Consider the following 13,809-nt stretch of genomic DNA (forward strand, 5'->3'; position numbering starts at 1 on the left):
TTGCTGGTGAGTTTGGGCTAATTGAGCCTGTGATTCCTCCCATTGCTGGTGAGTTTGGGCTAATTGAGCCTGTGATTCCTCCCATTGCTGGTGAGTTTGGGCTAATTGAGCCTGTGATTGTTGCAATACTGCCTCTGTTTGGTGCAATTGAGCCTGGGATTGTTGCAATACTGTGTCTGTTTGGTGCAATTGAGCCTGGGATTGATCCAACTCCACCTGAGCTTGGTATAGTTGAGACTGTACTCGCTTCAACTCCCCTCTACTCTGATGCAATTGACTTTCAGACTGATCTAACTGCGTCTGAATCTGATGCAATTGACTTTCAGATTCCTCTAACTGCGTCTGAATCTGATGCAATTGACTTTCCGATTCCTCTAACTGCGCCTGAATCTGATGTAATTGACTTTCAGACTGCTCTAACTGCGTCTGAGTCTGATGCAATTGACTTTCAGACTGCTCTAACTGCGTCTGAGTCTGATGCAATTGACTTTCAGACTGCTCTAACTGAGTCTGAGTCTGATGCAATTGACTTTCAGACTGCTCTAACTGCGTCTGAGTCTGATGCAATTGACTTTCAGACTGCTCTAAGACTATTTGAAGTTCTAAGTAAACAGTATTAAGTTCATTCTTTTGAGTCTGACACTGATTTAATTCGTTTTTTGTCTCTTGTAGTTCACCTCGTAAATTTTGCAATTCTAGGTTGCTTTGATCTAATGCTACTATCCCAAAAATATCTTGTTGTTTCGCCAAATTAGTCAAGCTATTAAAGTCAAAACAATATTGTTCCTTCAATTTGTTAGCCAACTCTTTATTCGCATAAAAGTGATACAAGATATCAAAACTGAAATATTTATGAGCTGGATATATAGCTTGTTGGGCTAACATAGCTATAAAGAATGGTGCTATTTCCCTTTCTACTTCACCGAGCTTTATGGCAATTCCAATTTTTTCTACATGGGTTGTAATGTCAAAAATTTTGACTAAATTATCTAAAATTTCAGGATTTAAATAGTTCCTTAATATCTGGACATATTCCAAAAAATGCCTGCTCATATTTTGAGGAGTGCGAGAACTAACATTTTTTTGTTCTTGAAGAATACGAAACTTTATTGTTTTTTGTGATATAATATAAATCTCATATCTAGTACAGAGCCGTATCCAAAAATCAAAATCTGGCAACTGAGCAAATCGCTCGTCATACAAGCCGATTTCATCATAACAATGCTTGCGAATTAAAATAGTGGGATGACACAAGCAGTTTCCCTTAAAAAAGAAATGGCTTAACCACTCAAATCTAGTTCTATTAGGTTGTATAAATACTTTGGTGTAAGAAGGGCTTTCTTCCGGAATGTTTTTCCCTTCTTCATCTATAATTTCGGCATAGCTAAAAACAGCCCCTTTTTCTGGATGTTCCTCTAAAAATTTAACCTGTTTTTCCAGTTTATCAGGCATCCACGCATCATCAGAGTTGATTACTGCTATGTATTCACCTTTTGCCTCTTTTATACAATTATTCATCGCCGTACAAGCGCCATGATTCTTTGAAAAACAAAATAGTTTAATTCGCGAATCGGCAAACTTTTTGATAACCTCTACAGTTCCATCTGGCGAACCATCATCAGTAATTATAAATTCAAAGTCTTGATATGTCTGACTTAAAACACTTTTAATTGTTTCTGCTACATACTTCTCATGGTTATAGGAAGCCATCACAACTGATACTTTTGGCATAAGTTCTCTACCTTTAAAATTATAAAATTGTATACCGATAATTTAGAGGGATATTTTCTTCTAAATTAAAATGAGACTAATTTAACAGCATTGATTATTATCAATACGTTCAGATACTTAGCTCTCCTAATTTAACTAATCGAGAAAGAGGCGAATTTTATAATTTTCCTCTAACTTGTTCACCCCGTGCAACGACTAACCGGAGCATATCACAAATTTGGCTAATTTCCCCTAACCCCACTGCGATACCTGTAGGCAGCAGCAACACCCGTTGCACCAGTTTATCTGTTTCTGGCAGTAATAATCCTGCATGGGGAAAGTAAGAGCGATAAGGTTCCATACGATGGCAGCCAGGATAGAAGTAGCGACGAGCAAGCACATTCTCCGCAAAGAGAATATTTATTAGTTGGTCACGAGTAACTTGAGTCACAGACTCATCAACCTCTAGTACAATGTATTGATAATTACATCTTTCTCTTTCTCCGTAAGTAAACAAGGAAATGCCAGGAATGCCAGCTAGTTCATGCTGATACTGCTGGTAATTGGCATAATTGATAGAGATAAAGTCATCAAGACTCTCCAGGGATGTTAATCCCATTGCAGCCGAGACTTCGCTCATTTTACCATTAGTGCCGATGTAAACAACATTATCATAACCAGCAAAACCAAAGTTTTTCATCAAACGTATTTTAACAGCTAGTTCGTCGTTATTGGTGACGATCGCGCCGCCCTCGAAAGTATTGAAAAATTTGGTAGCATGGAAACTGAAGACTTCCGCCTCACCAAAGTTACCAATCATCTGTCCTTTGTATGAGCAACCAAAAGCATGGGAAGCGTCAAACATCAACTTGAGGTTGTGTTTCTGAGCAATGTCGGTTAAGGCTTCTACATCACAAGGTTGCCCCCATACATGAACTCCTATAATACCACTGGTGCGTGGCGTAACCATTTCCTCTACGCGCCAAGGGTTGAGGGTGTGGGTGCGACGGTGTACATCGCAAAAAACGGGCGTGATTTCTTGCCATTGTAGGGCGTGAGGTGTCGCGATGAACGTGAAGGAAGGTACAATCACCTCACCAGAAAGCCCTGCTGCTCTAATGGCAAGTTCTAGCGCTACTGTCCCGTTACAGGTAGCGATACAGTGCTTTACCCCTAGCAAGCTACTGATTCGCTCTTCTAATTCTTGCACATAAGGGCCGTTGTTGGTTAGCCATCTCCTGTCTAGCATATCATTGATGCGTTTGAGCAGGGAGGCGCGATCGCCGATGTTGGGCCTTCCCACATGGAGTGGCTCGTTAAATGCTGGCTTACCGCCAAATATGGCTAAGTCTTCTAATTGCATTAATTTCTGGCCCTTGATAATAATTCTAAATGTAATTCAAACTTTTTGCTACCTAGATTAATTTCTAGTCCCGTGTATCGAGGAAAAGTTAAACAACGAATTAGCTTAATCAAATCTCGACCGTTCATCGATTCCCAGTTAGCGTTTTGTTTGAAATTGAAAAACTCTTTTTTTGTATGATAGCTACCCCCTTCTGACTGAGGATAAGCAGGAATATCTTCACCATTAACAATTTTTTGGTAATTTTCTAAAAATAAATCTTTTTCAGCTTTTCTAACTCTTTCAAACAAACTACCTCCTGTGTCAATAGGAAAATATTCAACCTGAGTTTGAGCAACTATTGGGCCTTCATCTATACCTGTATTAATTTCATGTAAAGTTGCACCTGCGGGGGTTTCTTCCCATAAAGCCCAAAATATAGGATAATATCCTCGTCCCCAAGGTAAATAACCTGGGTGAAGATTGTAAATTTTTGAATATTTGGAGATAATTTCTGATTTAAAGATCACAGGATAGTGTACAGAAAATCCTATTTCTGATGGCTGAAAATCCATTAAATTAGGATTAGATGTTTCTACTCCTAGATTATAACTAACGGCTATATTGGCGATCGCCTCATCTGTGGTAAATACTCGGGCGATAAATTCAGTTGATACATTTTGTAATGTCCATATACCTAAATCGCCTCCTAAATACAAGTCAACTTTTGTCATAACAGTTAATTATTTTTCTGCCTCACAGATGAGTAAAGAGTCTTTACGAGTTTCTAGGTTCCTCAATTCGGGTATGTCGCTATTTCCCCACTCAACATCTCTAATTATAGTAAAGCCTGCTTCCTGCAACCTGCGATGTAATTCCTCTCGATCGTACAACCACTGATGTCCCCACCACCGAAAATAAATATTAAGCATCTCGGCGCGCGTTTTAATAAATTGATACTCCGACCATTTTAACCAATCTTGATCTTTCCAGTTGCCTAAGTAACACTTTTCAATTATCAGATCCAAGGATGGCATCGCTATCCGCATTACACCTCCTGATTTAAGCAACCGGTAACATTCTTTAAGAAAGCTTAAACCTGCTTCTGCTGATAGATGCTCTAAAAAGTGTTCGTGGTGAATTAAACTACAAGAATCATCATCATAAGGCAGTCCTTTGGTAATGTCTAATTGTAGGTCAGTAATGCCAGGATGAAGGCTCTCATCTATATTTATCCATCCGACCAGTTTAACTTGACCACATCCTATGTGTAGTTTATACCCAATCAATATATCTGGAAAAATTTGATTTATTTTATGAATAAATTGTAATCCTGATTTTACTTGTTGTAAATAAGATCGCGATCTCTCCAAATCCTCTTGAATATCTTGTAACTTTTTTTGATCCATAGTCGTGGTAGCCAACCCCTGATAGCGCTTTTGCACCCCATTCTACTACATAGGGTAAGTTTTGCCCGATCGCCCCCAATGCACTCAAGCCGTTGCCTTGCCAAGGATATCAGACTTCAGCCCTCTGAGGATGTTCCCGCACGCACCAGTTATTATAGATGGGCGATCGCCCCCAAGCCCTAAGCCATCGAGCTTAACAATAGATATTACCCCAAAAACAAACGAAGACGTTCTAACTCAATCGAGCCAGCAACACGCGCGATCGGGTAAACTAGAAAGGTCGATCGCACCCAACCCCCGTGCCCTTGACCCAAAGCCCAAATTAAACTATATCGAGATTGAGCAAATTTTTAAGGAGAGAAATTCACTATGGATTTTCAACAAGTACGGAAAGACATTGCTTTTCAATACCTAAAAGGCGAGGGAATAGAAGTAGGAGCCCTTCATGCTCCTTTGCAAGTTCCAGACAGCGTGAAGGTTCATTACGTTGATAGAATGTCTGTAAGCGATTTAAGGAAGCAGTACCCAGAGTTAGCGACGGTTAATCTAGTAGAAGCGGACATTGTAGATAATGGTGAAACTCTGTCATCCATAGCTGACAACTCTTGGGATTTTGCGATCGCCAATCACATGATAGAACACTGTCAAAATCCGATCGGCGCCCTGGAAAACTTTTTGAGAGTTATTAAACCGGGAGGACTTGTGTATATGGGCGTACCAGACAAACGCTATACATTTGACATCGATCGACCCCTCACTTCCCTCGACCACCTAATTCGGGACTACAAAGAAGGGCCGGAATGGTCTAAGCTAGGTCATTACGAGGAATATGTCAGGCTAGTTGACAAAACTCCTGAAGAACAGGTGGCTGCGCGGATGCAGCTTCTACTTGACATAGATTACAGCATTCATTTTCACGTCTGGACATCAGAGACTTTCCCTGAAATGCTCGCATACTGTCAACAAAACCTATCTTCGAGTTTTGAAATAGAACTATTCCAAGAAAACTCTGGGGAAATGATTATGATTCTCCGAAAAACTGTTAAAGGAAAATAATAGTAATATGAACTTGTTTTGGATGAGCAGCAATTGTCAATAACTAATTGACAACTGCTGTTTCAAAAGCAAGGCAATGCCAAAACCAGCATAAAAAATAGAACTCGTTCCCACAATATATCCTGACTCATCCCGAAAATAATTGCAATGGGGGGTGCAATTAACTGTCAGCCTCAACTTTCAACTTGAGGGAGCGGAAAACCAATTGATTGCTTCGAGGAGTTCTTGTTGTTCAACTATTTCAGAAACTGACGGCAGCAAGTACCGCTGACCCTGGCGGCTAGTAGCAAAGCTGCGTTGAGGATAAATCGTTTGCTCTTTGTCCTCATGGCGAACTTCGATAATAGCAGCAAACTCTTGGACAATACCTTTATAATATCGAATTGCAAATTCAAGCTGAATCTTCTGGTTGTACAGTTCGATTAATATATGGGGGGGAACAACATATACAATTTCCTTGAGATACCACCTAGCACCAAGCGACACCGACCACAAGTTTGCAAACCAAACGCAAAGGTGCATATAGTTATCCTCTTGGTAGTAATTTGTATGTCCGTAAATAAATGCTGAGTTATGCCAAACATAGGGTGTCCAGAACTCTAATTTAGCACCGTCAATGCAAACACGACTAACTTCTTGGAATAGATGTATCGGGTCAGTCAAATGTTCTAAGGTATGTGATGAGTGAACGTATTCAACACTGCGATCGGGGAAGGGCAATATATCAGTCTGTATATTAAGTACGTGGTCAACAACGCCCGGAACATAACAGTAATCTAATCCAATTGTTCCCGGTTTTTTGTTGCCACCGCAGCCTAGATCTAATCTTAGATATTCCTGCTGATTGGTGACTGGTTCAAGTTGTGATTGAATTAAGTCATTTTGGATTAACTCGTTCTCAATTAGCTGTGGCTGTTCCTGCGATTTGTCCAAATCTTTCACTATTTTAATAACCTCATCATAAATTACTTTCCAATCACAATCATAATTTTCCCATCCCCCCCCAGTAGTGACATCAATAATAGAATCAACAGGCACTAATACTGGATCTACAGAGTTTTCACGCACCTCAAACCAAAAAATCAACTGCGAATAATGTCCACGATCCGAGTGGGCTACTCCAGGCTTGTTAGCGATCCAAGTTACCAACGTTAATCCAGAACCAATAACAGCTATGTATGTATCTACCGTACCAGCCCAGACAATTGTTTCGTGGAGAGGACATTCAAGCGCATTGTATACCTTAACATTAGGAGAAATTAGAGCCTGTATTTGCTCCATATAGGGTTTCTCTGTGGAAAAACCATCAAAGACAACTGCCATATCTGGATAATCGTCAAATATTTTTGTGATGATATTTGCATATCCTTCTACTTGGGATATCCAAGCCTTATTATGGCTGCGAAGATTAATCCATAGCAGCGGAAAATGTTTCTTAGCTGCTTCTACAGTTTGCAAAAATGACTGACTGCACTTATTGACAGCAGCGGTCTGAATTCTGGCAGCTAAATCCTCCTTAATCAAGGAGTCCGTTACTTGGACAGCGAAATAGTTATTGTCTAATATAGATCTAAAAAAACTGTTGTTTTCGGATAAGCGAACAATCTTTTCGGGCGGAATTTCAGGGAAAAGCGAAGCGAGTTCAAAGTATTCATTAGCTCCTATTAAAAATTTATCGATTTTGTGCAAGAGATCATTTTCATATAGATAATAAAGTCCGCTGATTTGATTCCAGAAATAGTGACCTAAGTTGGAGACATTCCCTACAACAGCGACCACTTCTTTTGTTTCTTCATTTGATACGTAAGATTGGAATGACCGCCAATAACTAACAGCATGAGCCTTAAATTCATTAATAATTTTTTCAGAACTCAGCCAGATACTCCATTCATTAGACAAGTTGATTACTATATCTAATCTTGGGAAATAAATACCTATCTTGCAACCGCTCCAAGTTCCCACAATCAGGTAAAATATTTCTGTGCTTTGAAACTGATAAATTAATATCGGTACACTAGGATCATGTTGGAGATAAAATGAACGATTACTCCTAAGTACCCTACCTGTAAACGGGCAAACTGAATAAATATAACCTGTTTCTACTATGCTTTGCTGAAAATCGTTAGTCGGTTTAATTACATCCCATGTAAAATTGGACTGTTTAATGGTTTTTTGGGCGAGGTTTATACCTTTAAATTCTTGAAAGTGATTTATATAGATCTTTTCTAAAGCTAGAGAGTCTTGTTTGATTAATTCCAAGTGGGCTAAGGAAAAATTCGCATCTTCAAGAATCGTCTTTTGTGATTCATTCAAGTCAGTTAAAGATACCATTTTCATGACGGTATATTTGCTTGTCTGACTGAAGTATGTGCAGGCATCTTCGAGTCTAATTTCAGCTTGAATATCTATATCTGTCCCGTGGAAAGGAGTCAGTTGATTCAAACCATTCCAAATCTTTTCATAAATTTCTGCCTCGCTGGGTTGCTTCTGGGCTTTTTGGAAACAGGCTATAGCTTCATCTAACTGACCTTGCGCTGCTAAAATAATTGATAATTTATAGCTCGCACTGGCGTGGTTGGGAGTAATTTCCAAAACCTTGCGGTAGCAAGCGATCGCTTCTTCCCACCTCTCTTGCTGTTCTAAAAGCACACCTAAACTCAAGTAAGCTTCTTCAGCTACTGGTGGAAGATTTAAAGCATATTGGTCAGTTATTAAACCATCAATTAGTGTTCCTATTGGCGAATATTCAAAAGCACGACTGTACGCCTGATTTGCCTTCTCCCGTTGATTTTTTAATTGCAGGAGGCAACCCAAATGAAAGTAGTATAAAAAAGCAGCATCGGTGTGAGGTTTTGGTTGATAGACAAGAGTCATTTCAATACAGCTTACTGAAAATGCTGATCCGGTGGAAAAGAAACGAAATTCTGTTCTGTGACCTTCAATAAAGTCCAAGTAAAATTCAAGAGAGGTTTGATGGCTATCAACCTTGGCTTCATACAAAACATAAGGACAAGGAGAGACCACATCAAATTTGAAACTGCGATCGCAGTCTTGTTTCTCAGTCATCTCTAAACTGTTCTCTGGGAAACTGAATCCAACCCTAACGCGGTACAACCCATCGGGAATGTCTATATACGGCCCGTAAAACACAAAGCCTTGATTGCCCTCCAAGCTTACATACCCTTCACTGGTTTCCTCAACGTTGTTTCCGGGTAAAATACCTAATTCTTTGGCATTAATTCGCAGAAAATTTATCGCTTCCAAATTATCTAAAAAGCATTTTGATGGCGAGTCTGGATTTAGGGCAATAACTCTGTGATAACAAGCAATTGCCCCATCCAAGTCACCCTCCTTTGCCAAATTCTCTCCTAATTCGTAGTAAGACTCAAAATTTTGGTTCTTCATCATTGCTCCTAAATATTTATTGCGCTTTTACTATTCCACGTAATAAATTATCAATTTATTACAGTTACTATGCTTGAGAAAAATTTGCTACCAATATTTTTTGACTTCCTCAATCCACAGCTCACACAGACGAACCTCTATCTCGCCTAAAAAGTTATTCTTATTGAGGTAAAAATACATCTCTTTCATTAACTCGCAAGCATCGCTAGTATCACTTGTAAAATTTTCCAGTAAGTCAATTAAATTGTGAACCTGAGTATACAAAGGAATTTCCTCACTAAAATCTTTCATCAGGTTGTGTTCATTTCTCAACTGGTACACTGAAGGTGAGAGAAATAGAACACTGGAGTCTATGCACCATAAAAGTCTCTGAGCAATATAGCTTTTCCAGATATCGGTAACACGACTGCTCACACCAATAGGCAGCAGCATCAGAGGAAAAGCTTGCTTGTAAAATAAAGTATTCTGCGTATTGAAAGGACTATAACACCCGGGCGACAGTGACAACTTCTTATGCGGTTCAAACTTGATATTTTCATCACCAACCGTCAAACGATAAATAGCGTCTACATCGGGGTCTAAGTCTGCTAGTCCTTGCTGGACGTAACAAGTAACCTCTTTTTCTGTTGCCAGCTTCTCATCCACAAAACTATTAACTTTGTCAAGTGGCAAGCCTCTGGGCCATATTTTTTTACTGGTAAAGTAAGAATAGACATTAACAGCACCTTTAACGTTTACCGCTGGAGTCTTAACCAGGGAAGGGAGGAAATTGGGATACTTGTCATCATAGGGAATATTGTCGTCGTCTGTTTCCGCGATCGCTTCTGTACCCATACGCATAGCATACAAGTATCCTAAATTCTTGCGGGAGTAATGATTCATAGGAATCAGAGAAGCTAGCTCGCCAAAGTCTTCGCATTGTTGCTCTACATTAAAGTATTCCGCCCCCGGCAAGTCAAAATCTCTAGGAGTTTTTTTATCCCCAACTACAATAATTTTCCACCCTAAATCTAGCAAAACATCTCTGTATTTAAACAGAGCAGCAGTTGGTTTATGAATTGTTGTTATAACTAATGATTTCACGGATTAAACCTCAAAAATTTTATAGAAATCAAACATTACCCATCCTCGCCTAGACTATCATCCGCACCACCTGCTGTATCTTATAGTCTGCTTCCGGCCTGAACTTTATCACAAAATACCAGCAAAGGCAAACAAATTGTACCTTTCTTGTGCAGTAACTTTTCACTACTTAAAAAGAATGCTATCCCCAGCCTGGTTTAATTTTATATCAAACTGACAGGATATAACATAACAACCTCAACAAATTCGCTTTCATATATACGATCAAACGCCTAACCAAATTTAGGTGTATCAGCCGGAATCCCGTCCTTCATCTTTCGATAATCGCCCTCGCGACTAATCACACCTTGATGATTATAAGCTATCCACTCGCCTCGATTTTTTTTTTACTGAGGCGATTTGCTTTATACCAATCATTAGCTGTTCGATATCCTGCCTCGATATTTTCACCCCATACTTTTCCCTCAAACCATCCTTGCCTCCACCATCATCCGCACCACATCGGGCATCTTATACTTCGCCTCCCAGCCCAATTTTTCTTTTGCCTTACCCGGATTTCCATTCCCAACTGCAATCTCCGTCGGTCTGTAGAGACTCGCATCCGTTACCAAATGTTCCCGCCAATCCAAACCCGCAGCAACAAACGCTGTCTGCACAAACTCCTCCAAAGGATAGCTTACACCCGTTGCAATTACATAATCGTCCGGTTCTTCCTGCTGCAACATCAAATACATCGCCTCCACATATTCCGGCGCCCAACCCCAGTCCCGCTGCACTGAAATATTTCCCAAATGCAGTTTTTCGGAACTACCCGCAGCAATTCGGCACACAACAGATACAATTTTTTGGGTGACGAACCTCTCCGGTCGCAGCGGCGACTCGTGATTGAACAAAATACCAGAACACGCAAACAAATTGTACGCTTCCCGATAATTAGCTACTTCCCAAAATGCCGTTGCTTTTGCCACGGCGTAGGGACTTCTGGGGCGAAAGGGCGTATTTTCATCCGCTGCACTGCCTCCAGTATCCCCAAAACATTCGCTAGAACTGGCGTTGTAAAGTTTGATTTTTCCGCCTGTAAACCGAATTGCTTCTAAGAGATTCAATGTGCCTGTGGCAATGCTTTCGAGGGTTTCTACGGGTTGTTCAAAAGACAGACCGACGGAACTTTGACCTGCTAGATTGTACACCTCATCTGGCTCTATTTTAGCAAGCACTTGCAAAACGCTGCGAAAATCGTTGAGAGACATGGATTCTAGTTTTACTCTGTCTCGGATGCCCAAACGGGCCAGGTTTCCGAAACTAGACATTTGGGCGTCCCTGGAGGTGCCACAAACTTCATAACCTCGATCGAGCAAAAGTTTAGCTAAATAAGTTCCGTCTTGACCTGATACACCACAAATTAGCGCTTTTTTCATATCAGATTTTTTTGCAAAACTACACCGTAGCTGTTGCTATTTTTCCAGTTGTTTAACTTTTATAGTCGGAATTTTTATTTTTTTAATATTTGGGATTTTCCGAAAACTTACCACAGCAAGTTTAAGCGGTTACTACAAACAAACAACAAATTTATCATCAAGCAGACCCAAAAGCCCGATCGAAGTATTATTGCAAAAAGTTCGCTCGATAGCTGGCAGTAGTAGCATAAGCATATCGTAGGGACACGGCACTGCCATGCCCCTACTATATTTCATTTTCTACTCGCCAACTATCGACTGCCAAAAGTCTGTACCGCTCCAAAACAGAAATAATCAGTCAGCTAGAAATCGACTCAAAAGTAAAAAATATCAGCATTTTTTACCTTCTGCCGAATGACTAATACCTTCTGCCTTCGGGTACTAGGCTTCCCAACGTTCGGCGACCAATTCAGCCAAGTCAACCACCCGCTGACTGTAGCCCCACTCATTGTCGTACCAAGCCAAAACCTTCACCATGTCGCCATCCATCACCAGCGTCAAGCTGGAATCCAGAATCGAAGAAGCATCACTTCCGCGATAGTCGGATGAAACTAAAGGCAAATCGTTGTACTCCAAAATCCCTTTCATGGAGCTAGAGGCAGCTTCTTTGAACACTTGATTTACTTGCTCGGTAAAAGTCTTTTTCTCTACCTGAGCCACAAAATCCACTACGGACACATTGGGAGTCGGCACGCGCATGGCAATACCATTTAACTTGCCCTTCAATTCTGGAATCACCAAAGCCACAGCTTGGGCTGCTCCGGTAGAAGTCGGCACAATATTCATTGCTGCAGCCCGGGCCCGCCGCAAATCGCGGTGGCTGGCATCCAGCAAGCGCTGGTCGCCAGTATAGCTGTGGGTAGTGGTCATCATGCCTTTGACGATGCCAAAATTTTCGTGCAGCACTTTCAGTACAGGAGCCAGACAGTTGGTAGTACAGCTAGCATTGCTGATGACTGTGTAGTCACTGTGCTTGTAGTTGTGGTGGTTGACTCCCATCACATAAGTGCCAACTTCAGAACCCTTGCCGGGAGCGGTAATTAGCACTTTTTTAGCGCCGGCAGTGATATGCTTCGATGCACCAGCTTGGTCAACGAAGACACCGGTCGATTCAATAATCAGATCAATACCCCAATCTTTCCAAGGCAAGTTTAGCGGGTTGCGATCGCTCACACATTTAACTGTCTTCCCATTTAGGGTAATGGAATTTTCATCCGCACTGATGTCCACATTCTTCAACGTTCCCATCATGGAATCGTATCTGAGTAAGTGAGCATTACTTCTGGGATCGGAAGTGTCATTAATAGCTACCAACTCTAGCTGGCTGTTTTCTCTGCCCAACCAGCAGCGCGCAAAACTGCGCCCGATACGTCCAAAACCATTGATCGCGACTCGAATCACTTTAGTACCTCCTAATGATGGCAGCCCCTAGCTCAGGCTTAAATTTTGGAAAAATTTAAGAATTGACTTATGAGACAAGATCATATCGCAAAGGTTGATCCTTTATAACTTTTTGTGTCGATCAAAAAAGCTTGAACTTTTCTAGAAGGCTGAAATTGCAAGGCAGAAGGCATTAGGCTTTCTGCCGCTGGTTACTGGTAAAGCTGATGGGCTGCAATATAAGTCCCGACAACTTCCGGGACTAAGTAGCGGAGGTCGATCCTTTCGGCGCAGCAGCGGCGGATGTGGCTCGACGAAATCTCGATCGCCGCCATCGAAAGCACCTCCCAGCGAATTTCCACATCCAGAAGAGCCATTTGTTCGGCAACTCGCCGGCCAACAGCATTTGTCTGAACCTGCATCCTGTCCCCCCCGCAATCGAGGGGTTTTCCACCCGGACAATATCCCCACTCGGACAGTCCCCCAATCTCCCCGCTTTCTGCTGTCTCTCGATCTCCCTGACTCGGACGTGGGGCCACCAACCAGTCGCACAACCCGGCAATTTCGGCGCACCGGTGCCATTTGGGAAGACTAAGGAGTGCGTCACTACCAATAATCCAGTACCAGCGATGATCGCCGGGATACAATTTTTGCAAATACAGCAGGGTGTCGATCGCAAAACAACTGCCTCTGGGATTGACCGACCGTGGCGAAATTACGAAGTCTGGGCGATCGGCGATCGCCAAAGCTAGCATTTCCCGCCGCTGCTCAAAACTTGCCAAATCCGGGCGTTCTTTGTGAGGAGGAGAGCGATCCGGTACCCAAATGACTCGATCGAGACCAAATTGACTTGCAGCCGTCTCGGCTACCAACACATGACCCCAGTGAACCGGGTCAAAAGTCCCCCCCAAAATCGCTATTTTCCCCATATTTCCCCAAAATCAGGATTAATACAGACATCGCGCCA

The 13,809-nt window shown here is 41.5% G+C and carries 10 protein-coding genes; 1 reads left to right on the top strand and 9 read right to left on the bottom strand.

Annotated features, from left to right (window positions below):
• The 4 genes from QUB37_RS03240 to QUB37_RS03255 form a co-directional block, all read right to left on the bottom strand.
• On the bottom strand, window positions 1-1,731 hold a 1,731-nt coding region (locus QUB37_RS03240), incomplete at its 3' end, for a glycosyltransferase (protein WP_333159044.1).
• A gap of 157 nt (window positions 1,732-1,888) precedes the next feature.
• Window positions 1,889-3,073 (bottom strand): DegT/DnrJ/EryC1/StrS family aminotransferase, encoded by a 1,185-nt coding sequence (locus QUB37_RS03245; protein WP_333159045.1) that lies wholly within the window; start codon window positions 3,071-3,073, stop codon window positions 1,889-1,891.
• Window positions 3,073-3,786 carry a formyltransferase family protein gene (locus QUB37_RS03250; RefSeq protein WP_333159048.1) on the bottom strand — a complete coding sequence of 238 codons (714 nt, stop codon included), beginning with the start codon at window positions 3,784-3,786 and terminating at the stop codon, window positions 3,073-3,075. The genes QUB37_RS03245 and QUB37_RS03250 overlap by 1 nt, the downstream gene beginning before the upstream one ends.
• A gap of 9 nt (window positions 3,787-3,795) precedes the next feature.
• A complete protein-coding gene (locus tag QUB37_RS03255) occupies window positions 3,796-4,497 on the bottom strand; it encodes a methyltransferase domain-containing protein (protein ID WP_333159050.1) in 702 nt (233 codons plus the stop codon).
• Between the two features lie 333 nt (window positions 4,498-4,830).
• Between QUB37_RS03255 and QUB37_RS03260 the strand changes: the two genes are divergently transcribed.
• On the top strand, window positions 4,831-5,517 hold the full coding sequence (locus QUB37_RS03260; RefSeq protein ID WP_333159052.1) for a methyltransferase domain-containing protein: 687 nt from the start codon (window positions 4,831-4,833) through the stop codon (window positions 5,515-5,517).
• A 180-nt stretch (window positions 5,518-5,697) separates the two neighbouring features.
• On the opposite strand, the gene QUB37_RS03265 is transcribed toward QUB37_RS03260, so the two are convergent.
• The 5 genes from QUB37_RS03265 to nadD all read right to left on the bottom strand — a co-directional run bounded on the left by QUB37_RS03265 (window position 5,698) and on the right by nadD (window position 13,771).
• Window positions 5,698-8,925 carry a tetratricopeptide repeat protein gene (locus QUB37_RS03265; RefSeq protein ID WP_333159054.1) on the bottom strand — a complete coding sequence of 1,076 codons (3,228 nt, stop codon included), beginning with the start codon at window positions 8,923-8,925 and terminating at the stop codon, window positions 5,698-5,700.
• Window positions 8,926-9,009: 84 nt separating this feature from the next.
• Window positions 9,010-10,005 (bottom strand): STELLO glycosyltransferase family protein, encoded by a 996-nt coding sequence (locus QUB37_RS03270; protein ID WP_333159056.1) that lies wholly within the window; start codon window positions 10,003-10,005, stop codon window positions 9,010-9,012.
• A 464-nt stretch (window positions 10,006-10,469) separates the two neighbouring features.
• Window positions 10,470-11,423 (bottom strand): GDP-mannose 4,6-dehydratase, encoded by a 954-nt coding sequence (locus QUB37_RS03275; protein WP_333159058.1) that lies wholly within the window; start codon window positions 11,421-11,423, stop codon window positions 10,470-10,472.
• 420 nt (window positions 11,424-11,843) lie between these two features.
• Window positions 11,844-12,863 (bottom strand): type I glyceraldehyde-3-phosphate dehydrogenase, encoded by a 1,020-nt coding sequence (locus QUB37_RS03280; protein ID WP_333159060.1) that lies wholly within the window; start codon window positions 12,861-12,863, stop codon window positions 11,844-11,846.
• Between the two features lie 191 nt (window positions 12,864-13,054).
• Entirely contained in the window at window positions 13,055-13,771 is a 717-nt protein-coding gene (gene nadD, locus QUB37_RS03285) for a nicotinate (nicotinamide) nucleotide adenylyltransferase (RefSeq protein ID WP_333159062.1), read from the bottom strand.
• Between the last annotated feature and the right edge of the window lie 38 nt (window positions 13,772-13,809).

The organism is Microcoleus sp. AT3-A2, assembly GCF_036705685.1.
Lineage (GTDB): Bacteria > Cyanobacteriota > Cyanobacteriia > Cyanobacteriales > Microcoleaceae > Microcoleus.

What these genes read in the sequence shown, in the direction of transcription:
- QUB37_RS03245 (WP_333159045.1), bottom strand. Translation starts at nt 3,073, where the DNA reads ATGCAATTAGAAGACTTAGCCATATTTGGCGGTAAGCCAGCATTTAAC.
- QUB37_RS03250 (WP_333159048.1), bottom strand. Translation starts at nt 3,786, where the DNA reads ATGACAAAAGTTGACTTGTATTTAGGAGGCGATTTAGGTATATGGACA.
- QUB37_RS03260 (WP_333159052.1), top strand. Translation starts at nt 4,831, where the DNA reads ATGGATTTTCAACAAGTACGGAAAGACATTGCTTTTCAATACCTAAAA.
- QUB37_RS03265 (WP_333159054.1), bottom strand. Translation starts at nt 8,925, where the DNA reads ATGATGAAGAACCAAAATTTTGAGTCTTACTACGAATTAGGAGAGAAT.
- QUB37_RS03275 (WP_333159058.1), bottom strand. Translation starts at nt 11,423, where the DNA reads ATGAAAAAAGCGCTAATTTGTGGTGTATCAGGTCAAGACGGAACTTAT.
- nadD (WP_333159062.1), bottom strand. Translation starts at nt 13,771, where the DNA reads ATGGGGAAAATAGCGATTTTGGGGGGGACTTTTGACCCGGTTCACTGG.